This window comes from Dyadobacter soli, from assembly GCF_900101885.1.
GTDB lineage: Bacteria > Bacteroidota > Bacteroidia > Cytophagales > Spirosomataceae > Dyadobacter > Dyadobacter soli.
Map to the genome: position 1 here is coordinate 46,744 of NZ_FNAN01000012.1, position 25,522 is coordinate 72,265.

The following is a 25,522-nucleotide window of genomic DNA, read 5'->3' on the forward strand; positions in this document are numbered from 1 at the left end:
GTACTTTATGCAATAATTCCTTTCACCAGCTTGCCGGCCACGTCGGTGAGCCGGTAGCGGCGTCCCTGATGCTTATACACCAGTTTTTCGTGATCCAATCCCAGTTGGTTGAGTATTGTTGCGTGGAAATCGTGGACGTGGACAGGGTCTTTCGCGATGTTGTAGCCAAATTCGTCAGTTTCGCCGTAAACAATGCCGGGCTTCACGCCTCCGCCGGCCATCCACACGGTAAATGCCCTTGGGTGGTGGTCGCGGCCGTAGTTATCCTTGGTAAGCGTTCCCTGGCAGTAGTTTGTACGCCCGAACTCCCCGCCCCAGATTACGAGCGTCTCGTCCAGCAACCCGCGTTGTTTGAGATCGGTAACCAATGCAGCCGACGCCTGATCGACATCCATGCATTGCCCCTTGATTTCCGTCGGCAGCCCGCCGTGGCTATCCCATCCCTGGTGGTAAAGCTGCACGAACCGCACGCCCTGCTCGGAAAGCTTCCGGGCGAGCAGGCAGTTGGCTGCATAAGTACCCGGCACAAGGCATTCCGGGCCATACATTTTCACAATCGATTCGGGCTCTTTGCTCATATCGGTGATTTCAGGAACGGCGGTCTGCATGCGGAATGCCATTTCGTATTGCTGTACCTTGGCCGTGATTTCCGGGTCGCCGAAGTCGTTGAATGTACCCTGGTTCAGTTCGGCCAGGTTATCGAGCATTTTGCGGCGCTGGGTGCGGTCCATACCGTCGGGATCATTGAGGTACAACACCGGGTTTTCACCGCTGCTGAATTGCACGCCCTGGTGCACCGAATCGAGAAAGCCATTGGTCCATAATTTGGAGTAAACCCCCTGTCCATTGCCTTTCCCCCGCGAAAGCAGCACGCAGAAACCCGGCAGGTTCTGGTTTTCGCTACCGAGGCCGTAGCTCAGCCACGCACCGAAGCTCGGGCGGTTCCCCACCTGCGCGCCTGTCTGGAAGAAGGTAAGCGCCGGGTCGTGGTTAATGGCCTCGGTATTAAGGGTTTTAATAATGCAAAGATCATCTACGATGCTGGCAGTATGCGGCAGCAACTCACTCATCCAGGCGCCGCTTTTGCCGTACTGTTTGAAATTGAAAATAGAACCCGCCAAGGGAAATTTGGCCTGGTTGGCCGTCATACCCGTCAGGCGCTGGCCACCCCGGATGGATTCGGGCAGGTCCTGGCCGTGCATTTTATTGAGCATCGGCTTGTAATCAAACAAATCCAGCTGCGACGGTGCACCGTTTTGGAACAAATAAATTACCCGCTTGGCCTTCGGAGCGAAATGCGGCAGCCCGGCCATAAGCTCGTTCACATCCGGCTCCCCGCCTCCCCCTTTAAAAAGGTCCGGAATGAGCAGCGACCCCAGGGCCGCACTACCAACGCCAAGGCTCAGTTTCGACAAGAAATGCCGGCGGGTGGTGTTCATTCCAAAATCAAATATTGGCTTTTCCATGTTTTTGTAGCTTTAAGCTGTAAGCCTTAGGCTTTATGCTTTTGGTTTGATGTTTATTTGGGCTTCAAGCTGTAAGCGTTAAGCCATATGCTTTTGATTTGTCTAAGCTTAAAGCTTATAGCCTATCGCTTACAGCCCCATTAGCTCTTCGTAATCGTCTCTTCCATATTGTACAGCGTGTTGATCACCCGCATCAGTGCTGCTGCGCGCACCTTGTCAGCCTTCGCGTCGTGCGGGTACTCGCCTACATTCAGGACTTTGGTCGCATTCTCCTGCTGTTTCGAGAAAGTCGATGCTTCTTCGCTGTAATACTTTTTGAGCAATTGCATTTCCTTATCAGTCGGCTGGCGGCAGACGATCGCCTGGAACGACGCGCGGATATTGGTTTCAACATCGGCCGACTTCACCACCAGACGCTCCGCCATTACCCTCGACGCTTCCAGTACGGCGGGGTCGTTGAGCATTACCAGCGCTTGCAGTGGTGTATTGGTTTTCGAGCGTTTCACCTCGCAATGGTCGCGGTTGCTGGCATCGAAAATGATCATCGACGGCGGCGGTACGGTGAGTTTGATGAATGTGTACATGCCTCGCCGGTACAATGCATCGCCCTTATCCTGCTGGTACGTGCGCAAGGTGCCGCGGCCCGACGTTGCGGCCTCCCACAGGCCTTTGGGCTGGTAAGGTTTCACGCTCGGTCCGCCGATTTTAGGATTGAGCAACCCGCTTGTCGACAATACCATATCCCGCACTAATTCCGCAGGCAGGCGGTAACGCGCGCCGCGCGAGAGGTAAATGTTTTCGGGATCGATTTTCAGCTTTTCCTCGGTCACTTTGGCTGACTGCCGGTAAGTAGCCGACGTCACGACTTGCTTCACGAGCCTTTTGACGTCCCAGCCGTGGTTCATAAAGTCGACGGCAAGCCAGTCGAGCAATGCGGGGTTGGTCGGAAGATCGCCCTGCATTCCGAAATCGCCCGTACTTTTCACGATTCCCCTGCCGAAGAATTCCTGCCAGATTTGGTTGATAAAAACCCTGGCCGTGAGTGGATTGCTTTTGCTGGTCGTCCATTTGGCCAATCCCAGGCGGTTTTGCGGAAGTTTTGTAGTGTCAAATCCCATTACTGCAGGCAATGCCGAGGCGGTAACTACCCTACCCGGCGCGTCGTACGAGCCGCGGTTGAGAATGTGCGTCGGGCGCAGCGTATCCAGGTCGCCAAGTACCGATACCATTAGCTTGCTGGTGTCGGGCCGGTTGATAAACGAGAGCAATGACTTCGCTTCATCGTCCGAAATGGTCATGATCGGGTTCTTGGCGGGTTTTGTCTGCGAAATATCCCCTTCAAAACCCGACTCTTTCGAATTGTTGAAAAACGCAAACATCCGGTAATAATCCTCCTGCGAAATAGGGTCATACTTGTGGTCGTGGCATTGCGCGCATTCCACGGTAAGGCCCAGCACGCCAGTACTGAAAGTCTTTGTTTTATCGATATTGTATTCGATCCGGTACTCTTCCGGGATCACGCCGCCTTCCTCGGTGTATTTATGGTTTCTGAAAAATGCGGTGGCCAGTATCTGCTCCTTGTTGGCATTGGGCAGCATATCGCCGGCAATCTGCCACATCAGGAACTGGTCGTATTTCATGTTCTTGTTGAATGCATTGATCAGCCAGTCGCGCCATGGCCATTGCGTGCGCACCTCGTCGTCCTGGTAACCATATGAATCCGCGTACCGCGCCACGTCCAGCCAGTGAACGGCCATTTTTTCGCCGTAGGTTTTCTGGGCGAGCAGTTGGTCCACAATCTTTTCGTAGGCCTTGTCGCTATTGTCGGCCTCAAACTGCTTCTGCATTTCCACGGTCGGCGGCAGGCCGGTGAGGTCCAATGCTACCCTTTTGAGCAAATGGCTTTTATCTGCCTCTTCGTTGGGCGCCAGGCCGGCACCTTCCATTTTACGCAGTACGAAATTGTCGATTTCGTTTTTAGGCCAGTCTTCCTTCGAAACTTCCGGGACCGCCGGCAACACCGGGGTAGTGAATGCCCAGTGCCGCTCGTATTTAGCACCTTCGTCGATCCATTTCTTTACCAGCCCTATTTCGGTTTCATTGAGCAACCCCAGGTGCGACTCGGGCGTCGGCATCTGGTAGGAAGGGTCTGCGGAAGTAATTCTCCGGTACACCTCCGACTGCTCCGGTTTACCCGGGAAAATCGCTACGCCTTTTCCGTCTTTCAGTTTGGCATAGGCGCTTTCGGCCAGGTCGAGCCTGAGCCCTGCCTCGCGTTTTTTGGCATCGGGCCCGTGGCAGGCAAAGCATTTGTCCGATAAGATAGGCCGGATGTCAAAATTGTAGCTTACCGCCTCATTACCCGACTGCGATTGCAATACCCCGTTCTTTTTGAAACAGGAAACTGCCAGAAATGCAACAGCGCCGGATAATAACCCCAGGTACAAGAACTTCTTTTTCATTTGTAATTCGTTACGCAATCACTCAATCTTTAATTCTCCATTAACAGACTCCGAATTCAGGAACTGCTCTATTTCTTCCAGCCGCTTTCCTTTGGTTTCAAACAAATTCTTCTTCGCGTACACATATGAGCACACGCAGAAGAAGGCAAAAACGAAAAACGTGTTGGCAACGCCCAATCCATCCCGCATGAGCGGGAACAGCAGGTTTACGATCCAGTCGGATACCCACATGGTCATGATGCAGATCGACAATGCGGTTCCCCGGATATGGTTTGGAAATACTTCCGTGGCAATTACAAACTTCAATGGCCCCAGCGAGAAGGCGAAAAACAGCAGGAAAAGCATAATGCACACCAGCATCGCCCAGCCGGTAACACCTAATGCAAAGCAAAGGCCCGTCAATGCCAGCGACACGGCCGCTCCCGCCGATCCGGCCAGGTACAGCGACCTGCGCCCCAGCGTATCGACCTTCCAGATGGCAATGAGCGTGAATACCATACTCGCCAGTCCGAGCATTACCTGGTACAACAGCACGTCGCCGATCACGATACCGGCTGATCGCAGAATGGTTGGACCGTAGAAAATCACGCCGTTGATCCCGCTGAATTGCGACAGGGCCGTGAGTATCATCGTCATCACGAGCAGGCCGCGCAATGGATATTGCATTAATTCTTTGACACCTCCTTCTTTTTGCACAAATGCTTCCTTAATCGCCCCGAACTCGGTGCCGGCATCTTCCTCGCCGTTAATTTTGACCAGTATCGCCCGTGCTTCTACGTCGCGCCCTAGCTTGGCCAGCCAGCGGGGGCTTTCCGGTACCGTCACCAGCAACACGCAGAACACCGCGGCGGGGATGACGCTCACGAAAAACATCCCTCGCCAAACTTCTTCCACAAACAACCAATGCAATACACCGCTTCCCACACCCGCATGCGCGAGCGAGTATTTATGCAGGAACAAGTTGCTGATGTAAGCCGCCAGCACACCGATCGTGATCGCCAGCTGGTAGAATGTGACCAGACCGCCCCGTTTCGGTGCGGGCGCTATTTCCGAAATGTAGAGTGGCGATACATTGGATGCCACGCCTACCCCGGCGCCCGCGAGAATGCGGAACATGATCAGTATAGTGTAAGTATTTGAAAGTGAAAACCCTACCGCACTTACTAAAAACAGTAACGCCGCTACAAACAGGACTTTCTTCCGCCCGATTTTGTCGGCCAGGTATCCCGAAAATCCCACGCCGATAATGCAGCCGACCAATGCAAACGAGACAAATAAGCCCTCTTCCGCGGCGGAAAGGCCATACTGCGTCCTGACAGGCTCGATGATCCCGCTCACCACCGCCATGTCGAACCCGAACAGAAAACCGCCCAACGCCGCAATGAGCGTAATGAGAGAGGTAAAATGTTTTACTTGTTGTGTTTGCAAAGCCTTCAAGGGTTTAGGAATAGTTTTACCGCTTTCGATCAGAGAACGGGCTTTATTTTAAGGAGACCACAGGTTCGTGGAGCGCTCGTTCCTGTTGCGCGAGACGAGCTGCCCCTGTCAGGATACAAGCTTCTGTATCATCACAAAATACCACATTCACCCCACTAACAAGCGGTTTCAGTTGGTTTTCTAATGCATTGAAAAACAAATGATGCGCCCTGGCGATATTCCCGCCGATCACCAGCTCGTTGCATTCAAACCTTTCCAGCCAGGGCAGCAGGAACTGGCCCAGGTTGGCACCAAATTCTTTGAAAATACAACCTGCCGCTTCCGAATGCATTTCCGCGAGCTCACGCACACCCGCGAGTGCCTGCCCGGTGGCGCGCTCGTATGCACGATGAAACCAGCGCGTTGAAAAATAGTCGTCAGCGATAGCTTCGCGAAACGGCTCGTTATAGAATGCACCCAACATAGGTAATGCACCATGATCGGTAATCAACCTCCCGTTTTCCATAAATGACGACCCGAAGCCGGAGCCGAGTGTGAGGAAAACGGTCCGCTTGCTTTTCAGGCCGTTCCGCATATAAGCGCCGACGGCAAAGCAATGCGCGTCATTAAAAAATCTGAACGAAGTATCATGCATGCCCGTCGCGTCTCTCAAAGCCTGCCCCACATCCAGCCCAAACATCCGCTCGAACTTACCGCCCACATTCAAAACCTTGCAAATGCCTCGCTCATAATCGAACGGTCCCGGAAATGCAATCCCGATCTCAGACACTGGCCCTGCATCCGAAGCCGCATCATGTATGCATGCAGCAATACCCCCGATGATCACGGAGGCCTCAGCAAAACTATCGATCTCCTTCCTCACCAAACGCAAAGGTTGCCCGCCAGCGAAAGACGCGTCGACAACAGCAGCCGTAACGTGGCTCCCTCCAACATCTAACCCGAGACTGACATTTGGTCTGTTCATGATGCACTTTGTAACATATGTTCAAATATACAAACATATCACTAACAGTCAAAAAAGTTGCATTAAATCAATGCGGTAAAATTATCAGCAAAATATTTATTTTATTGATAATCAATTATTTAAAAATATTCCAATGCAACATTCCTAGATTTTCCTTGTCTCTCAACCATTTCAAACGTGGCTAAAATTCGACGAATTTGAGCTATTATGTATACAATGTACATACATATTGAAACTCTATTGAAACATGAAAGGCCCGGCTACCAGCGGTTGATTATTGCTAATGCGTTATTGTTGCATGCCTGACGGCATTTGCGATGAAATGCGTTACTACCATTTACTACCGATGTTATATGCCTGACGGCATTCGGGACAAGGTGGGTTGCAGCCTTTCGCGACCCTGTTACACCTGGTAATATTCAAAATGAGATGGTTCCAGGTCCTATTCCACCAATCGCATAGCGATGTAATATTGGTAGCAAGGATATTGAACAAAGATTTTCGCAAATGCCGTCAGGCATGGAACAACAATGCTCACAGTTAGGCGTAGTCTCCGACTACGTCAGAGCGACAACTGGTCTCTGACCAGTACACAACATTAAGCAACGATGCACAAGCCGGTCGGAGACCAGCTTTCGCTCGGACTTAGTTAGAAACTACGCCCAACGTCTTGCACCTATCGGCTTTCCTCCATCATCCCTTTCCTCCATTCTCCCCCTTCTACCAATCCCCGCACAAAAAACAAATGGCGGGGAGTTCCCGCCATTGATCCAAAATACCTCAACTATTTACTAATTCACTATGAGATTTTATCGGCCCGGTCAGTAGCCGGGATTCTGTTTAAGCACGCCATTGCTTCTCCGAATCTCGGTATTCGGGATCGGGAAGAGGTAATAATGATCGCCTTTCCAGGGTTTCCGTACTTCGGCTTCGGGAATGACGCCGTAGGTGTAGCTAAGTTTCCCCAGGGCATCGCCGGGCTTGGCACCCGACCAGTCCATTGTTACCTTCGAAAGGCCCCGGATTGGGATATCTACATTGCCGGGAGCCGCTTTCCACCGCATGAGGTCGAAGAATCGGGAGTCTTCCAAATGCAGCTCGATCGCCCTTTCGTTGCGGTAGTCACGCACAAGTGCCGCGCCGGTGCTTTTGAGGTCGGGCATATTCACCGATCCACGTTTTCTCACTTTATTAATATACTCCCTTGCAACAGCCTCATTGCCCAATGCCATTTGGATTTCGGCGTAATTGAGGAAAAACTCGGTCAATCGCATGAATACGACCACTTGATTATAGTCGTTATCGAAGCTCGCGCGCGGGCCGGCGAAGTCGGTGGCTTTTTTAAATGTATAGCCCGTCTGCACCCGCCAGTGGAACGGCGTCAATCCTTTTACCCAATAGGTTTTCGAATCGCGCCCGAAATCGAACAGGTTCTGGCCGTTTTTGGGGTCAACCTTATTAGGATTGATGTACGGCGGCGCATTGTCGGCGTTCGGGTTGGCGTCCTCCCAGTATTCATAGAGGCGCTGGGTACTTTTCGAACCATCGATGATGTTAAGCGGGCCCGCTCCCGGATAGATCACCGCTTCGTAGAACCGAGGATCGCGGTTTTTCTCCGGTTTCTGAGGATCATAACCCGATGCGGCATTGACGGTCACACCGTCGGCCTGGTAAGGATATTCGCCGTTCGCCATCTGAAACATATTCACAAAAGTCTGCGTCGGGGCGATGCGGTACTGGGCATCGAAGCCGCTGGGCCAGTAGTCGTAATTGTAACCCCAGCCCGGAATGCGGGTAGCCGGTGTGAATGACTTTCCAAAAATGGTTTCGTCAGTTTTCAGTGGTTTTCTGAACAGCTCGGCGTATTGCGGGTGCAGCGTAAAGCCCATGTCGAATACCGCCTTGGTCGCCGTTTCGGCCGCTCTCCATTTAGCCAGGTCGTTGGACGGGTTATTCAGCGGACTTGCCAAATACAGCAAAACCCTCGCCTTGAATGCCTGCGCCGCAGCCTTGCTGATCTTGCCCGTACTCACGGGTACACCATCCAGGAAGCCCGCGGCCTTATCCAGCTCGCCCAGGACAAACTGCGCGCATTCATCAAAGGTGTTCCTGGGCACATCGAAGCTCTCGGAATTGAGCTGAAAACTGTTGGTAATAATGGGCACGCCACCAAACGTGCGCATGAGTTCAAAATACATCCACGCCCGCAGGAAATGCACCTCGCCTTTCATAGGATCGAGTTTGTCTGCGGCAATGGTCGAACTTTCGATATTTTCAAAAAATACATTGGCCTTTCGGATAAAGCCATACTCGTAATCCCAGAGCGGCGTCGCGGCAGGCAACCCGTTCACGATGGAAGCCAGGTCGTTTACATTGTCGGCGCTCAAATTTCCTTCTATGTAGTTGCGGATACCCGCCGAGCGTTCATGCGTTTCGGGCTGGTTCACGGCAATGTCGGTAAGTGCATCGTACCCGCCGGTGCCGGGTGCCCAGGGAGGCTTTATACCATTATATACATTGTACACATAGTTCTGAAGAAAAACCGCGTCATTAAACACCGCCTCATCCGAAATCGCGTCCAGCGGCTTCTTATCGAGCACGTTACACGAAGTGGCCGTAGCAATGATACCTATCACCGACATCGTGAACGCCCGCTTCATTACGTGATTTTTTATGACTAAATATTTCATAGGTTAGCTGATTAGAAAGTAAGGTTGAGTCCGCAGCTCAGGGTCTTCATATTGGGATACGCGCCGCCGTTTCCGCTCAGGAACTCAGGGTCGCCGTTACCAAACTTTTTAAGCGAATTGAAAATCATGAATGCATTGTCACCGGAAACATAAACCCGCAAGGCGGTAATCCTTGCTTTCGAAACGAGGGTTTTGGGAAGCGTATAACCCAGCTGCATGTTTTTCATGCGCATCCAGGTAGCGGTGTGGTAATAAAAGTCACTGTCCGAATTTGCAAGGCCGGTCGGGGCGATCATCGGGAGCTCGGCATTTACGTTCTCCAACGAATAGCTGTTCAGGGCTACGTAGCGCAACCCGTTACCGCCCGCGCCCGAGTTGAAGCCGGTATTCAGGCGCAGTTTCGCACCGCTCTGTCCTTGCAGGAGCACGGTCAGGTCAAAATCGCGGTAGTTCAGCCCTACACTAAGGCCATATTGGGTACTCGGGAAAATGGTGGTAATGTTCGTTGCCGGGTCCGTATTATTGGTGGTATTGAACATATAGCGGTCGTTGCTATCGATGACGCCGTCGCTGTTCAGGTCGGCAAAGATCAGGCCGCCCAGTGATGCCCCCGGGTATTTCACGCTATTGTCGAGATCCGCCTGGGTCCGGTAAATACCGAGGGCCTTGTACACGAGCCGCGAACCGAACGGCATGCCTTCGAGCTTTTGATAAGGCTCTGCCTGTGGTGTTTCGTCGAAATAAATGATCTTGTTTTTGTTATAAGATATATTGCCGTTCACGCGCAGCGTCAGGCGCGAAAAGTTGTGACGGTAGCCGGCCTGAAACTCGATACCCTTACTGTCCATTTTACCAATGTTCTCATCAGGCAGGATTAACCCCGTGTAACCGGGGATCGAAGCTTGCCTTCTACCGAGGATATTAGAGGTTTTAGTTTTGAAAAGATCCGCTTCGAAAGTGAGCCGGTTGTCCAGAAATGCTGCTTCCAAACCCAGATCGGTCTTTTCACTCACTTCCCAGGTAATATTAGGGTTGGGCGTCGACTTCACTGAAATTCCGCGCGCATCCACGCCGTTCACCACCCATCCCGCATCGTAGCCATACGCCGCGATGTACTGGAAAGGATTTACCCGGTCGTTCCCAAGGCGCCCCCACGAAGCCCTCAGTTTCAAATTACTGACTATATTTTTGGGAATAAATGCCTCGTTGCTGATCACCCAGCCCGCTGAAACCTGCGGGAAAAATCCAAAACGGGTTTCCTTCGGGAAGATCGGCGAACCGTCGTACCGGGCACTGAAACCGAAAAGGTATTTCTCCTTGAAATCGTAGCTAACCCGCCCGAAAAAGTTCTGCCGGGCCGATTCCGTGGCGGTACCGTCGGTGTTCCAGTTCAACCGGTTGGTGCTGCCTGCAAAAAGCTGGTCGATGAGGGGCGAATCGTAGCCCAGGCGCTGTGCCCAGAAATTGTTGTCATCGTAAGTCATCTGCTCGTAAGCCACGAATGCATTCACTTTATGGTCGGTAGCAATTGTGCGGCTGTATGACAGTTTCACGTTTCCGGTCGTGCGGAGGCTTTGTCTGAAATCCTCGCGTAAACCGATGTCCTCTACCGACCGGGATTGCTTTTGCACGATCGAGCCGTCCGGAGCCCGCTCGAAGTACGGCCACACGTAGTTGAATGCCTTGTCATAATTAACCGTTTTGACGATCGACAGAAACCCGTCCACCGCCAGCCCGCTCACAAAAGGAATGTTATACTTCGCCCGGAGTGTTCCGCTGGCCACGTCGGCCTTGTACTTACGGTAGCCGGGGCTGAGCAAACGCGCAGCCGGGTTCAGGTGCGACCAACCTTCACCAGGATAACGGTAATCGCCCCCGATGTAGGCCTCCTGCAATGGACTGGTGCTCGCCAGCGAACCTACCTCGCCACCCGGACCACCCTGAGGCGTTTGCGTCGATTTTTCGCGGATCGAAAGGTCGAGCCCTACCTCGAAGTCCTTCGTTACCGTCACATCGATATTGCTTCTTACATTATATTGTCTCAGTTTCGACTTGTTGTCACCACGGAGAATGCCGCCCTGGGAAGCTGTCCCGAGCGACACGAAATACCGTACCCTGTCCGAGCCGCCGCGCATTGTGAGCGAGTAGCGCGTCTGGCGCACGGGCGGGCCGATCAGCGCGTTCCACCAGTTTTCGGGCCGGCGCTGGCCTGTACGAAATGCTTCTACCAACGCGTCGGGGAAGTCGGGCGGCGTGCCTTCCAACGCCCTCCTATCGTTCAGCACTTTCATGTATTCGAATGCGTCTGCGGATTTCACTTTCATCGTCGGCGATTGCCACGATTGCGTAGTGGAAAAATCGAATGCAGGCTTGCCGGTGGTACCTCTTTTGGTAGTGACCAGAATCACCCCTCCCGCCGATTGAGCACCGTAAATGGCCGCTGAAGCGTCTTTCAGCACAGAAATCGATTCGATATCGTTGGGGTCGAGGCGGTTGAGACCATCGGGATCAGCATTGGCGACCCCGTCGATTACGATCAGCGCCGAGGTATTCCGGTACGTATTTGCACCCCTGACCAGGATTTGCGCGTCATCAAAACCCGGCGCGGCGCTTCTTTGCGTGACGTACACGCCCGCCATGCGCCCCGCGAGCGAGTTGGACAGCGACACGGCATTAGATTTTTTGATCTCCGCGCCGGTGGTTTGTACCACGGCGTTGGTCAGTTCCGACCGTTTCTGTGTGCCGTAACCTACCACCACCACGTCACTCAGCTCCTGGGGCGAAACGTCCATTTTCACCGGTATGGTCGACTGCGAGCCAACTTTCACTTCCTGACTCGTATAACCGATATAAGAAAAGACCAGTACGCTGTTTTCGTCTTTAACCCTGATCGAATAGTTCCCGTCCTGATCGGAGACAACACCGTTATTCGTCCCTTTTTCAAGGACATTGACGCCCGGTATCCCGGCATTGTTTTCATCGGTAATTTTTCCGGAAACGGGTTGGTCGGCACGGGAACGAAGTGTGGTAGCCCGGGGAGCAGACGGTCCCGGAACTGATGCTCCCGACATGACTACGGCTCGCGCAGGCAGACTGAGCGGACCGGCGTTCGCCCAGGTGGCGGGAGTGGGAAACCCCATCAACGCGATCCCCAACAAGGTAAACGACGCGCCATACCTAATTTCAGTCAGTAGTTTTGGTTTCATAAAGGAAAAGGAATAGTTAAAATATAAAGCCCTTCCCTGCCGGCCATTAGCCTGCGAGGTTATTCATGATAAACACACCGGGGTTTGCTGATGAAAGAGTAACGGTATTAGCTAAACGTTCAAATTTCCCGCACCACGCCATGCGACGGCTGTGCTACATTTTGCTCAATTTGTGTAAGCTATCCCACCTTCTGACCTGCATTTCTTCAAACCGAAACAATACAGTAGCCTTCGGAGCAGAGCTCGCGTTATTAGTCAGGTCGTTAATTTTAATCACACTTTAATATGTACAAACATATTAACATATAATCGAACATACAAGTATTCGCGGAAATAATAATTCGTGGAAATTTTATGAATTTAAGCGGACAAAAAAGGCCCGGACATTGCCGGGCCTGAGAATGTATGTAAGTAACCGGAAGTGCTAGTCCCTTACGCTTTCGACGGTATAAACGAAGCTGTCGGCACGATAGTAGCCTATGTTGTATTCGATAGGTCGCTCTCCCTGGTCGAACACGAAACGTTTCCTGAAAAGTATGGGGCTTCCCGGCTCGACTTCCAGCTTGGCCGCCGTAAACTTGTCGGCTGCGATGGCGCTTACCTCCTCTTTGGATAATGTAGCGATCACCATGTGGTCTTTTTCGAGAATGTCGTATAAAGGTCGCTTAAAATCTTCCTCGCCTGTAAGCCCTACCCTGGGGTGGAAATAGGAAATGAAATAGACGAACGGCCCTTCCGCCTTGCCCCTCAGCCGCTCCAATTTCAGCACTTTTTTGTCGGTACCGATGTCAAAAAAGTTAGCGATCTTCTCGTCCGGCGTAACCCAGGTCACGTGCAGCTCGAAGTTCTTCACAATGATGCCGCGTGCATTCATTTCCTGCGTGAAACTCAGCCAGTTTTTTGATTTTGAGCTGATTACCGGCTCCGTTACCTTCGTCCCGACCCCTTTTTTCCGGACAAGCAGGCCTTCATAAACCAACTTGTTGAGCGCCTGGCGTAATGTCGACCGGGAAATGGCCAACCGCTTTGCGAGCTCCACCTCGTTGGGCAGAAACTTCCCGTCCAGATGCTCCGGCGAGCTGATCATGGTACGCAGTAGGTTCTCTGCCTGGATATGCAATGGAACGGGACTCTTGTGATCGATACTAAATTTCATATAGACGGATTGCAGATAGACAAAAGCAAAAATAGCAATTTTGGCCACGCACCGAAATAATTAGCACCAACGATCCTTCAAAGTCCCGAAAACAAGGAAAACCCGTCCGCCGAATGCATTCAGGGTTTTCTTACGTAGGCTTTTAGCGTAGCACATTTTGCACCTTCGCTTCTACCGGTAGGGGTTATGGTGTACGACGGCACATTGGCAGGTACAATGAACGTTTCGGCGTAATGGATCACATACGGCTCGAAAAGGCCGTCCGGGCTCTCGACAACCACCTCGCCGCCTTCTACCAGGTTGACTACATTCAGGTTACCGTGGGTATAATGCGTTACTTTGCGGTCGAACCAATGCCTTCTGGTTTCGATGAATTGTGTGTTGTACAAACCCGTCGATTCTTCCCGCGAATGGCCGTTCACCGAAATTTCCGCCACATTATTGAACAGGTTTTCCTTCACCCAATCCTCGTCGCGGTTCCAGTCGATTACTTTTTTACCGTGCTCGATGTTGATCGGCCGTGGCTTTCCGTCCAGTCCGAGCCTGCCCCAATCCCATAATTTGAAGGTAAAAATGTAAGGCGTGGCCGAGATTTCGAGTACAACTGCATTTTTCCCTGAACAATGGATCGTACCGGCCGGGATCAGAATATGGTCGTGCTTGCGGACAGGCAGCTTATTGACATATTTTTCCGCATCGAAATCCCCGGACCCGCTTTGTGCTTTTTCAAGATCGGCGATCATCTCGGCTGCCTGCACGTTCCTGCGCGTACCCAGGTATACGCAGGCGTCGTCGCCCGCTTCGAGGAAGTAGTAGCTTTCGTCCTGGGTATAATCCATCCCGAAATGCTCCTTGATGTAGGCACGTGTAGGGTGCACCTGCAAGCTGAGGTTACCACCGTCCATCGTATCGAGGAAGTCGAAACGGATCGGAAATTCCGCTCCGAACAGGTTGTAAATATGCTCGCCAAGTAATTGCTGCGGGCGGGTCAGAACGAGGTTAATGGATGGCAGTTCGAAAATGCATTCGCCAAACTTGAAAAGCAGGCTGTTTTCTTCCGGAACACAATCGAAACCCCAGGCATAATTGACCTCCCCACGGTCCAGATCGGCCACTTCTTTCAGCCATTGCCCACCCCATGGCCCCGGATCGAAGAACGGAACAACCCGGAAAGGCCGCTTTATCGCTTCGTTCAGTCCCTGATGATAAAGTTCTGCGCCCACCATTTTCGGTTCATCAGGCACGCAGGCGTCCATAAAAAAGTCGATTTGATCGAAAAAACGGAGCTTATGGCGATCAAAAACACGCCAATCGAGAAAGTAGCCCTGTTTGTATTTCAATGCAAAGTTCTCGTCGGCGTTGTCCATACCAAAATTGCTGACAATGCCACGCTTCATCCTTTTCTGGATTTCCCAACGGGCCACATCGGCATAAATGAGCAGGTCCGCGTCCGCGAACAGCGCAGCGCCTTCACCATATATAATGACAGTCCCCGATTCGATGTCAAGGATTTGCGCGCGAACGCTTTCCAGGCGATCTTGCTCAAAGAAATCGGCCATTTCCAGGTCATTCATTTTCCCGAAAACCTGGTCGTCGGTCACGAACGGAAACACCATCGTGCTGATATCACTCACACTTTTGAGCATATCATTGGTGTGTATAATGGTGGCCGTACCCAGGTGTCGCCGAATCGCTTCGCGTACCGGTTCTGCCTCTACGCCGTGGTACAGATCGATACAGATCACGGCTTTCGGCTGGTTTTTGGCCTGCGCGACGCGTGCGATCTCCTGGAAAATGCTGTCCCAGCCCACAAAGCACATGTCGGATGATTTGCTTACTTCTATAAAAGGAAATTTGTCGTAATTCGAAGACATTTTATTTTGATTTGGAGCTTTGGCTAAATTTGACCCGCACAAAACGTGGGCGATAGAGGTTGGGCTGCTTCGGCAAAACTTCCAGAAATTTGAAAGAGTTGACATTATAAGAAATCAATAATTCACCCGGCGCCGACAATGCGGGATGGGCTTTGGCATTGTAGGTAAACAGTTCCGGGTCCTGAATGTCGGAGGACGTTTTGTACAACACAATTCTCGGCCCGAACGGCCCGTACGGCGTAGGCCCTACTTGCATGCATATTTCCGGAAAAATGCTACTCAGCTGGTACACCAATGCATACTTACCCGGAGCCAGCATACTCACACTCAATTCATTGGAAACCGAATCGGCCAATGCGGCGATTGCCTGCCGGTTTCCGGACCAACCCTCGCTACCCCAGAACTCCCATTGCTTAAAGGAGGTGAGCTGCGACGGTTTCACTCTTGCCGCAACGAGCTTTTTCGAAGGCCTTTTCACTCCATAAATGTAAACAAACCCGTCAGGCGACAACTCCCCCGCCGCTTTGCTGCTGTTGTACACGCCCGCGCCGAACGAGATCGTTTCCTCGCCGGGTTTGTAAGTATTAAATGGCAGTTCGAACTGCTGCTGCGCGGTGTATGGGAACTGGCTGCCTGCCAGTATCTTGACCAGCGAGTTGCCGGTTTCCTTGAAAGGAAACGGAGAGCCGTCGTGTGTGTTCGTGATTTTGTAGGCAAAAATAAACAGGTCCTTGCCGACATCCGTATTCACAAATCCATCACCCAGCCAGAAATAGGTATCCTTGTCGGACGTGTCGGCTTTGGGGCTGAACACCGCCTGACGCTCCTCCCCTGTTCCCGCAATGCGGAATGTGATACTTGCCGGGTCGGGAGCTTTTCCCTTCAACAATGCGACTGAATTGTTTACCATAGAAAATCCTGGGTTCAGTTTTCCTTCCTCGATTTCTCCGAGGATCGTATCGCTGAAAAGGATCAAAACGCTGTCCTCCTTCTGTGCATCACGGCCGGAAAAAGGGATCGCGAAGATACCATCGCCGCCCAGCCAACCCGATTTCCTCAAAAAGAGGTTCGACCATTCCGGCGCAGGCGTAGCTGTAAATCCGTTTATTTCAGGATCGCGGCCAGCCATCTTCTTCTGTCCGAACGCCCTTCCCGTGCAGAAAAAGGCAACTACTCCCAGCATCAGAATGGTGTTCTTCATCGCGTTGTTCAATTTTGACATAAATATAGTTTATATGTATATATGTATGTACATTATGTGTTAGATTTTCGCATCAATGAATAAGGTGTAGCCCGAACAAGCAAACAGCGCTCGTTATAAAGAGACCTATCGGTTAACGATTCCATAAAACAGCTGATACCAGCCTGGGGATAATTTTAGTAACCTAAATTAACCCATTGGCACAGTATTTCTACCATATTTGCGAAAACAACCTTGCTGCTATGAAAAGAATTTCTGAACTGGTTGGTGGTGTTTTGTTCGTATTTTTTACGACTTGTTTACCCGGTTTTGGCCAGGATGGCAAGCTCCGGATCACCACTACATCTTCAAGCGAATATCAAAAATCTCCCCAAACGTCGATCTATCCCGCATTTGTCGACAACATCATATACCAGTCGTGGACGGAAGCCGGACCAAAGCCGTTTTTCCAGCTCACAGCCGATGGGGGAACTCCGCCTTACAACTGGTCAGTTGCAGACGGGACATTGCCGGGAGGATTACAGCTCGACAAAACCGGGAAAATTCGCGGCATGGCGAATAAGGAGGGCAACTATCCGTTTACCGCGAAAGTGACGGACGCCAAAGGTGGTACCGTGACAAAATCCCTTGTTTTTGAAGCTGCACCATCCCGTTCACAATGGTACTCCGACGCCAAATTCGGCTTTTTCATACAGTGGGGTGTGTTCACCCAACCGTCCCTCAAAGGCAAGGACGGCATTGAACAGTTTGAAAAACGCATTACCAAATTCAATGCCGACAAATGGGCGCAACAGGTGGTGGATCTGGGAGGCAAGTCGCTCACAGTGACCATTAATGCGGGCGATGGTGTGCGCTTGTGGCCTTCCACAACCCCTAGCAAGCTCGAATTAAAAACAAAGCGCAACATCGTGAAGGAACTGATCGATGCCTGCCATAAGAAGGGCATCAAGTTTATTGCTTATTTCGCTCCGGACAAGGCCTGGAATAAGGATGTGGTGGACACCGGCATGGATGGTACCTACGGCACGCTGAACCTGGGGCTGATCAAGGAACTGGTACTCATGGGCGTAGATGGCCTGTGGATCGATATGACCTCTGCCACTGAACTTTACAATTTCGACTACAACTGGTTTCCGTGGAAGAAGATGATCCCTATTATGCGGGCTAACAATCCCAAGGTCATCTTCGCCAACAACACGGGAACGTACAATGGAGGCACGGTACTCCAATATCCGAATACCGACGTGATCGTGTACGAAGGCGGCACATCACAACACGAAACGGCGCTGGAAGTGGCAAAACCGACTACTGTCAAGAAAAAACTGGCCATTGAGGTTGTCAACCTGCTGGACAACACCTGGTCGTGGCGGGAAGATCCTAAACTGAGGTTTTCGAAACCCGTGGATATGATGATCAGGAACATCAAAAAGAACTGGGCTGCGGGTGCTACCTACATTTTGAGCTATCCCGTACCGGCCAATGGTGATATTTTCCCTGAAATTTATCAGGAAAAACTGAAACAGATCGCAAGTTTTGTTAAGAAAAACCAGGGGTGGAGCCAAACGCCGCGGGCCTCGCTCTCGGACACGGTCGAGTATGATTCAGGGCAAAAATTAAAGCTGAGTGCACCAGCCGGTTCTAAAATTTACTACACCCTTGACGGAAACCGGCCCACCAAGACGTCTAAATTGTACAAAGCGCCGATTGCAATCAATAACACCAGCCTGGTTCAGGCGATATCGGTGCAGCCGGGTAAGCCTGCCAGCAAGGTATTTAGCCAGACATTCACCATTCTGAACAATTCCAATAAAACAGAAGCAGCCAAAAGCCCGGCAAACAGGACGGCGGCAAATGCCCGCTCGGCAGCGCCTGCGCCCGAGGCCGCAACCGAGGGAAAAACCGAACCGAAAGACTTTTACCGGGGAATGCGAATCACAGTGGGAGCCACCCCGATCCGACTCACAGACGTAGGCCGAAGGTTCATTGAAGGCAACAACAGCCGACATTCCATCATCATAAGACGGTATTCGGACGATTATCCCTTGCTGACTGCTTCGCTTAATGCCGGGGCATTGCCGGTTGCCGACGATGGCTTCCAATATGCGCCCATTCCACCCATTACGCTGGAAGCCGGAAAGTCGTATATCATTAGTGTTCAGGAGAATAAGAGTGATAAATTCGTACCGGATGATTTTAAAGACATTCCCGCAACGGACGGCTATCGGATCATCGAATACAATATCCTGAGCATTCATGGTACGAAGCGACCTGTTGTTGACGACAAGATTGGTCAGTTACTTAGCCTGAAATACGATAAGGATTCGAAAAAGGCAGGACAAGTTGATCTTGCCCTGGGCAAAGCCGCCTTTTTACGGGCCAATAATGATACCCCACTTGGCCCGTCCGGTCAGATTTACTTTGCGGAAAACAGTGTTGACGGCGATCCTTCAACCGTGGCTATGGCCGGTGGCAAATACCCCTGGACGTTGTTGGTAGATCTTACGAAAGTAGAAAAGATCAAGCGCGCCAAAATCGTGTTTTCTCCAACAGGTCATTCGACGGAATTCCTGGTAATGGCGTCCGCGGATAACAAAACGTGGACTACACTCACGCACAAAACGAACAATTCAGACAAAGTCATCGATTTGAATTTCGATCCGATCAACGCGCGTTATTTCAGGGTCAGGTCGCTTAAACCCGAGAAAAAAGGTGACCCGGGTGGTGCAATGGGAATTTCGGAATTCGAATTATATCAGTAAGTTAAGCTACATATGCAGAACGTCCCGGGGCGAACGTGTACTGTTCGCTACCGGACAATGCTTAGGCACCTATTGTTTTTAAAATATTGACTATCAAATAGTTAATATTTTGGCAGGCTATTTGAGTTACCAAATTCAGATTTGTCAGCAACAACAAGAAGATGCTAAAAAACTATCTCAAAATCGCATTCAGGAACCTGCTCCGGAACAAGGCTTTTTCGGCGATCAATATCCTGGGACTATCCGTAGGTATGGCGAGCGCGCTGCTTATCCTTTTCTGGATGCATAATGAAATCAGCTACGATCGCTTCCATAAGAACGGAGACAATTTGTACGAAGCCTGGAACCGCGGCAAGTTCGATGGTAAGCTGCAATGCTGGAATTCTACCCCGCAGGTTCTTGGCCCCGCATTAAAAGCGGAATACCCGGAAGTGAGCGACATTTCTCGGAACTACTCACGCTGGTTTGTCACACGCGTGGGTGATAAAAAGATTTCCAGTGAGGCCATTATTACCGACCCTGCCTTCCTGACCATGTTCGACTTCCCGCTTCTGCAAGGAAATGTACGGACAGCACTCAATTCGGTCAGCTCAATGGTGGTTACGCAGAAAATGGCGATCAAAATGTTCGGTACCGAGGATGTGCTGGGCAAAGTGATAGCCATCGATAAGGACAACTTCACAATTACCGGGGTCATGCGGAACCTGCCGCCCAACACCGAATTCCGGTTTGAATACATTCTTCCCATTGAATACCTGAAAAAGATTGGTTCCGCCGACGATGGCTGGGTGTTCAATAGTGTCAGGACATACGTTCAGCTGCAACCGGGCGCCAATCCCGAAGCATTGGACGCGAAGATTCGTGACATCACGATCCGGCATTCCAATAAAACCGAAGAGCACGAAGTCTTCCTCCACCCTATCCGGCTGTGGCATTTGTATTCCAATTTTGAGAACGGCCAGGTCGTCGGCGGGCGGATCGCGATTGTGCGGCTGTTCGGCATTATCGCGGCATTCATCCTGCTGATCGCCTGTATCAATTTCATGAACCTCAGCACTGCTCGCAGCGAAAAAAGGGCGAAAGAGGTGGGTATCCGCAAAACCGCCGGCGCCAACAAAGGCCTGCTGATAGGCCAGTTCATCGGCGAATCGATCCTCATTTCGATGATCGCCGGCACGATCGCATTACTGGCAGTTTACCTCATTCTGCCTGCATTCAATACGCTTATCGGGAAGGAACTCGAAGTACCCGTGAGCAATCCCAAATTCTGGGTCGCGGCACTGGCGTTCATTCTGTTTACAGGCATCATCGCCGGAAGCTATCCTGCTTTTTACCTGTCTTCTTTCAAACCGATCAGTGTGTTGAAAGGCGCATTCAAAAGGACGCATTCCACATTTAGTCCCCGCAAAGTGTTGGTGGTCGTGCAATTCAGCTTCGCCATTGTACTGATTATTTCCACGCTCATCGTAGTACAGCAAATCCGCCACGCCCAGAACCGCGACCCGGGTTACGACCGCGGGCAGGTAGTTTACCATTGGTTAACCGGCGATTTGCACAAAAATTACTCGCAGATCAAACGCGAGCTGTTAAGCACAGGTATTGCCACGTCCGTCACCAAAACCGCCTCTCCGCTCAGCAGCGTCAACAGCGACACCTGGGGCATTGAATGGCAGGGCAAGAACACAGCGGAAAAGATCGATTTCGATATTTTCACCGAGGACGAGGGACTTGTAAAAACCGCGGGACTGCAACTTATCCAGGGCCGTGACATGAACCTTACGCAATTTCCATCCGACTCCTCCGCGGTACTGCTCAATGAAACCGCAGCCAAAATCATGGGTTTCAAAGACCCGATCGGGCAAACGATCAAGGACAATGGCGCTTCTTACCACATTGTCGGCGTAGTGAAGGATTTCGTCATCCGGTCACCGTACGACAGTCAGAGCCCTCTCATTATCGAAGGTGCGCAAAGCTATTTCAATGTAATCCATATGAAACTCAGCGCCGACAAGACCGCGGACGAAGTGTTGCCTGCGGTGGAGGCCATTTTCCGCCGTTACAATCCGGAATATCCGTTTGAGTATCATTTTGTGGATGACGACTACGCCCTGAAATTTGAAGACACCCGCAGGATTGCCAAACTGACCGGCATTTTCGCAGGCTTGACTATTTTCATATCCTGCTTAGGGTTGTTCGGCCTGGCAGCTTACATGGCCGAAAACCGTGTGAAAGAAATCGGTGTGCGCAAGGTGCTGGGCGCTTCCGTGGTGAGCATCGCCGCATTGCTTTCGGGCGAATTTATGGCGCTGGTCATTATCTCCATCGTTATAGCGGTGCCTGTGGCATGGTATGTAATGAATCTGTGGCTCAATGACTTTGAATACCGCATTGGCATTCAATGGTGGGTATTTGCGGTATCGGGTTTCCTGGCCATCGTCGTCTCGCTGGCTACCGTGAGTTACCAGGCGATCCGCGCCGCGCTGCTCAATCCGGTCAAAAGCCTGCGCAGCGAATAAGGACGTTTAAAATGCTATTCGGAGCTGGTCTTGCCTTTCAGGGCGATGATCAGCTCCTGTTGTGTTTGGATCAATTGATGCAATACCTGATTGTCGCCCTGCTGAAATTCGGGCGTTGAGAACTTCACCTTATGCAGGCTTACCAGTGTTTCAATGTCCGTTTCGAGAACGACGGCGATTTCTGAGAGCCGGCCCATTGTGATCGAATCCTGTTCTTCATTTTCGAGCTGCCGGTACCGCTGCTTCGAAATCCCCAGCCGCCCGGCCACATATTCCTGTGAATAACCCAGCCGGTTGCGCATCAGACGTATATTATCTCCGATAGGTATTTTATGTCCTTTCATAGGGATGCCACTGATAGTTGTTTGCACTAAAAAGGCCGTTTGTTACCCGACATTCCTACTCCAACTTTTCAATCGGCAACCGATTATTTACCCTGCGTATTCCTTTATTTCTACTCGCCTGCACAACTAGTTAAAAGTACTACCAGACTGGTTCTTAACCACCGAAAAAATTCACCTGATACGGCGTTTTTTCGGGCTATTTGCAATATGTATTTGGTACAAAAACTACACGCATTATGAAGAAAAAACTACTATTGTTTTTTGGCTGCCTTATCTGCCTTTTGACCGTATCCCCGCTCCTCAACGCACAGCCGATTTATAATCAGAAAAATGTTACGCAGGACGTGCTGACCAATCACTATGGCAACTCAGTCCCAACGCGCGTAATGGAATATTCAACCGACCAAGCGGGCACTATTATCGAAAGGCGATTGGAAGTATTGCCAGAGAGTGACCTACCCGCGGTTCGCGTCAGGACCATCAATGATCTCTTCGAAGAAATTCCATTTGTCAATCAACCACCCTTTAACGGCCTGTTCGAGGATGGTCTTTTTGGGTTAACGAACTGTGTGGAAGCCGCAACACTCCTGTTCGGAACAGAAGTCGCCTTGAAAGTGATTAAGGATAAGTTCGGCTGGATCGGACTTGACAATCAGGCTGTGAATGGCAAACCAATCATTTGGAATATTGTAGCGACGGGAAAGCCCTCTTTTATAGCCTCGCCGGCATATAGTCCTATTCTCAAGGAGTTTCTCTTCAAATCAGATGGATCAGAACCAGAAAACATTAATCATATTGATGTTGTGGGGCATGAGCTTGTTCATGGTATTATCGATCTCAAAATTGGAGCCGCCATCACGCCGGATATTAGCCCTTGTAGCGAAAGAAGAGTACTTGAAGAGGCTCTTGGGGACATTATCGGATTATACATTTTAAACGAATATGAGCAAAACTCGCCAGCATTCTACCAATGGAGGCATGGCAAGGGCCTCGCCGTTCCAGGAAGGTCATTCGACAATCCTAATTCCTTAGGGCAGCCAGATACTTACTATGGAGACTTTTACGAGAACATATGCCCAATAGCTGGCGATTTTCCAGTGCACAAGAATGCGACAGTTATCGATCACTGGTACTATCTGCTGGCAGTAGGCACGACCGGAACGGAAACCAACGACCTCGGCTATTCCTACCACCTCAACGGAATAGGAATCAATAAGGCGATCCAGATCGTATGGAAGTGCCTTGACCACCTCACTCCAAAGACCGACTTCGAGGATCTCAAACAAATAACCCTCAAAGTAACCGAGCAGCTCTACGGCCTTCATTCCACCGAATACCTTTCCGTAATGGACGCCTGGTGCGCAGTAGGGATTTGTGAAAACAACCTGGGTCCATTTTATATGTCGCCTGCTCACGGTGAAACGGGTGTGGAACCCTGGCCCGGAGTGAACGTCAATGTCGTCTGGGAAGGCTTGCCTGTGGATGAATGGGAAGTTCAGATGGCGACCAATGCCGCCTTTACCGAAAAGGTACAGACTCATCTGATTAAAAACTTTGCCACTATTCTAAAACCGGGAGGCGGAAGCGCGTATTCGGGTTTCGCTACGGGCTACTACCTTCCTGGCGAGCGTGTGTACGCACGTGCACGTATTACGAAAGCCGGTCCAAACTTTTGCAAAGGGTACAATCCTCTGTGCGTATTATACCAGCAATATGGCCCGGCCCATGCATTTACATTGGATGACAATGACGTAAAATTCTGGCACGCAATACCCATTGATCACTGGATCGTCAATCCATGGAACGATCCGTCGATTTCATGGAAGTCCGTCGGAAACGCAGAGCAATACGTATATGAGGTCGGTGAAGATGAAGCATTTTCGAAGATCGTATTTACCGGAACCACTCCGCACTCAGGTAATTTCAGCGAAACGGGCGTCATCAACACGACATTAGGAGCTGGAAAGACTTACTTTACCCGCGTAAGAGCTAAAAGGTTTAATACCCCTTACCTGATCAATAATTATGGCGCCTGGTCTAAAACAGAGGCCATTCAAGTGTCCGTCCCCAAAACTTCCATCCTGCAAGCATTGAATCAAAAGCCCGGTGACCCTGCTACCGAGGTGGGCAATATGGGCTTTTGGGTAGGCTGGTATTCTTATGCCGGCGCAACGCATTACATTATTCAAATTGCTACGGACGATGCCTTTCAGAATGTCATCCGTACTAAAACAGTGGCTGGCAATCTGACCACGGAGTTGATAGAATTACCATCATTGCCCGATTCTTACCTGTACGTTCGTGTGCTCCCGCAGAACGGCCCGGAGTTCGGCATTTGCGATAAGATCTGGCGTGTTAAAACCAAGGCAGCCACTGCAACCCCGTTAATGAAAAGCCCTGCAGACGGCACGTCGTTCCCCTTCAACGCCTTCCAGGAAACATTTGAATGGAAAGCCAATTCGCTCAATATGAACCTAGTGCATCACTTCGAGCTCCATTTCAAGAAAAAACCGTCCAACGTCGTTTCGATCTTCTCAACACCAGGTATTAGTTTTAGCATGACCCTCAAGGATCCATCGCTCTTTACTAACAAACCTGGCTTTGAAGTAGCTGTCCTGGCTGTCGGACCACTGGGTGCCAAATCAGCGTTGTCTTCTCCGTTCAGCTATCAAATTTGCGCCGATCACCCCGAGGTGCTTTTCCCTGGCGACCTGACCGGCGTGGTCGATGCCCAATCAGACTTCAATATTCAATGGAAGAATAGCCTGTTCGATCCAAATACTACCTATCTGGTTACCCTCAAAGACGCCATGACAGGAATACCCATACCCAATTTCAATAACAAACCCACAGCAGCTACCTCGATGCTAGTACCAGCAGGAACGTTGACCAACAGTAAGAAATTCGCGGTGTCGGTCAAAAACGCAGCCTCATGTGCGGGGATCCTATTGACCGAGAATGTTTTCTCGGCCATAAGTTCAGGCTCCAACCAGCCTCAGCCGCCTAAGCTGGTCAATTTTACTGTTGAATTGACAGGGTTCCGCAAGAATGTCGATGCTTTCTCCTGGGCGACCTCCGATTACGTGCTCGGCATAGAGCTGAGAGACCCGGATGACAATGTACTGGCTCTCGTAGATCCAAACGGCAATCAGGTTACTGAGCTTTTGGTAGACTCCGAAAACTCCGGCGTGATCATGCAGGCATTTAACAAACAGCAGGGGCAGTACACATTGAGGCTCAAAATGAAGAACATTTTCAACCCACTTCTGTACTATCCTTTTGACCAGCCACGATTTTCTGTATTTCTGAATGGAAAACCAGAGGTAAATCCTCATGTAATTACGGCGAACTTCCTCGACCCCACCTCGATTTTTCATGAGTGGGAGATTGGCGAACAATTTCAGGATATCATTCTCAATGTGAAATAGAAGTACAAACACAACACTA

At 50.9% G+C, this 25,522-nt stretch carries 13 protein-coding genes; 3 read left to right on the forward strand and 10 right to left on the reverse strand.

What is annotated here, in order from left to right:
* Nucleotides 1-5 precede the first annotated feature (5 nt).
* From BLQ88_RS20375 to BLQ88_RS20415, 9 genes are all read right to left on the reverse strand, one after another.
* Entirely contained in the window at nucleotides 6-1,466 is a 1,461-nt protein-coding gene (locus tag BLQ88_RS20375; protein ID WP_090153906.1) for a DUF1501 domain-containing protein, read from the reverse strand.
* Nucleotides 1,467-1,606: 140 nt separating this feature from the next.
* A complete protein-coding gene (locus tag BLQ88_RS20380) occupies nucleotides 1,607-3,928 on the reverse strand; it encodes a PSD1 and planctomycete cytochrome C domain-containing protein (RefSeq protein WP_090153908.1) in 2,322 nt (773 codons plus the stop codon).
* Nucleotides 3,929-3,946: 18 nt separating this feature from the next.
* The gene (locus tag BLQ88_RS20385) at nucleotides 3,947-5,356 is read right to left on the reverse strand and encodes a sugar porter family MFS transporter (protein WP_090154307.1); all 1,410 of its coding nucleotides are present in this window, start codon (nucleotides 5,354-5,356) and stop codon (nucleotides 3,947-3,949) included.
* A 52-nt stretch (nucleotides 5,357-5,408) separates the two neighbouring features.
* A complete protein-coding gene (locus BLQ88_RS20390; protein WP_090153909.1) occupies nucleotides 5,409-6,329 on the reverse strand; it encodes an ROK family protein in 921 nt (306 codons plus the stop codon).
* An 821-nt stretch (nucleotides 6,330-7,150) separates the two neighbouring features.
* The gene (locus BLQ88_RS20395; RefSeq protein WP_090153911.1) at nucleotides 7,151-9,019 is read right to left on the reverse strand and encodes a RagB/SusD family nutrient uptake outer membrane protein; all 1,869 of its coding nucleotides are present in this window, start codon (nucleotides 9,017-9,019) and stop codon (nucleotides 7,151-7,153) included.
* An 11-nt stretch (nucleotides 9,020-9,030) separates the two neighbouring features.
* Nucleotides 9,031-12,225 carry a SusC/RagA family TonB-linked outer membrane protein gene (locus tag BLQ88_RS20400; RefSeq protein WP_090153913.1) on the reverse strand — a complete coding sequence of 1,065 codons (3,195 nt, stop codon included), beginning with the start codon at nucleotides 12,223-12,225 and terminating at the stop codon, nucleotides 9,031-9,033.
* Nucleotides 12,226-12,649: 424 nt separating this feature from the next.
* The gene (locus BLQ88_RS20405) at nucleotides 12,650-13,381 is read right to left on the reverse strand and encodes a GntR family transcriptional regulator (protein WP_090153915.1); all 732 of its coding nucleotides are present in this window, start codon (nucleotides 13,379-13,381) and stop codon (nucleotides 12,650-12,652) included.
* Nucleotides 13,382-13,500: 119 nt separating this feature from the next.
* Entirely contained in the window at nucleotides 13,501-15,255 is a 1,755-nt protein-coding gene (locus BLQ88_RS20410; RefSeq protein WP_090153917.1) for a class I mannose-6-phosphate isomerase, read from the reverse strand.
* Nucleotide 15,256: 1 nt separating this feature from the next.
* A complete protein-coding gene (locus BLQ88_RS20415) occupies nucleotides 15,257-16,477 on the reverse strand; it encodes a DUF5005 domain-containing protein (RefSeq protein WP_090153919.1) in 1,221 nt (406 codons plus the stop codon).
* A 221-nt stretch (nucleotides 16,478-16,698) separates the two neighbouring features.
* Here BLQ88_RS20415 and BLQ88_RS20420 point away from each other — a divergent pair, with 221 nt between their 5' ends.
* Nucleotides 16,699-19,215 (forward strand): alpha-L-fucosidase, encoded by a 2,517-nt coding sequence (locus BLQ88_RS20420; RefSeq protein ID WP_143016895.1) that lies wholly within the window; start codon nucleotides 16,699-16,701, stop codon nucleotides 19,213-19,215.
* A 161-nt stretch (nucleotides 19,216-19,376) separates the two neighbouring features.
* Nucleotides 19,377-21,731 carry an ABC transporter permease gene (locus BLQ88_RS20425; RefSeq protein ID WP_090153923.1) on the forward strand — a complete coding sequence of 785 codons (2,355 nt, stop codon included), beginning with the start codon at nucleotides 19,377-19,379 and terminating at the stop codon, nucleotides 21,729-21,731.
* Between the two features lie 14 nt (nucleotides 21,732-21,745).
* Here BLQ88_RS20425 and BLQ88_RS20430 read toward each other — a convergent pair whose 3' ends face one another.
* A complete protein-coding gene (locus BLQ88_RS20430) occupies nucleotides 21,746-22,075 on the reverse strand; it encodes a helix-turn-helix domain-containing protein (protein WP_090153925.1) in 330 nt (109 codons plus the stop codon).
* Nucleotides 22,076-22,311: 236 nt separating this feature from the next.
* On the opposite strand from BLQ88_RS20430, the gene BLQ88_RS20435 reads away from it, so the two are divergent.
* On the forward strand, nucleotides 22,312-25,503 hold the full coding sequence (locus BLQ88_RS20435; RefSeq protein WP_090153927.1) for a M4 family metallopeptidase: 3,192 nt from the start codon (nucleotides 22,312-22,314) through the stop codon (nucleotides 25,501-25,503).
* The last annotated feature ends 19 nt before the right edge of the window (nucleotides 25,504-25,522 follow it).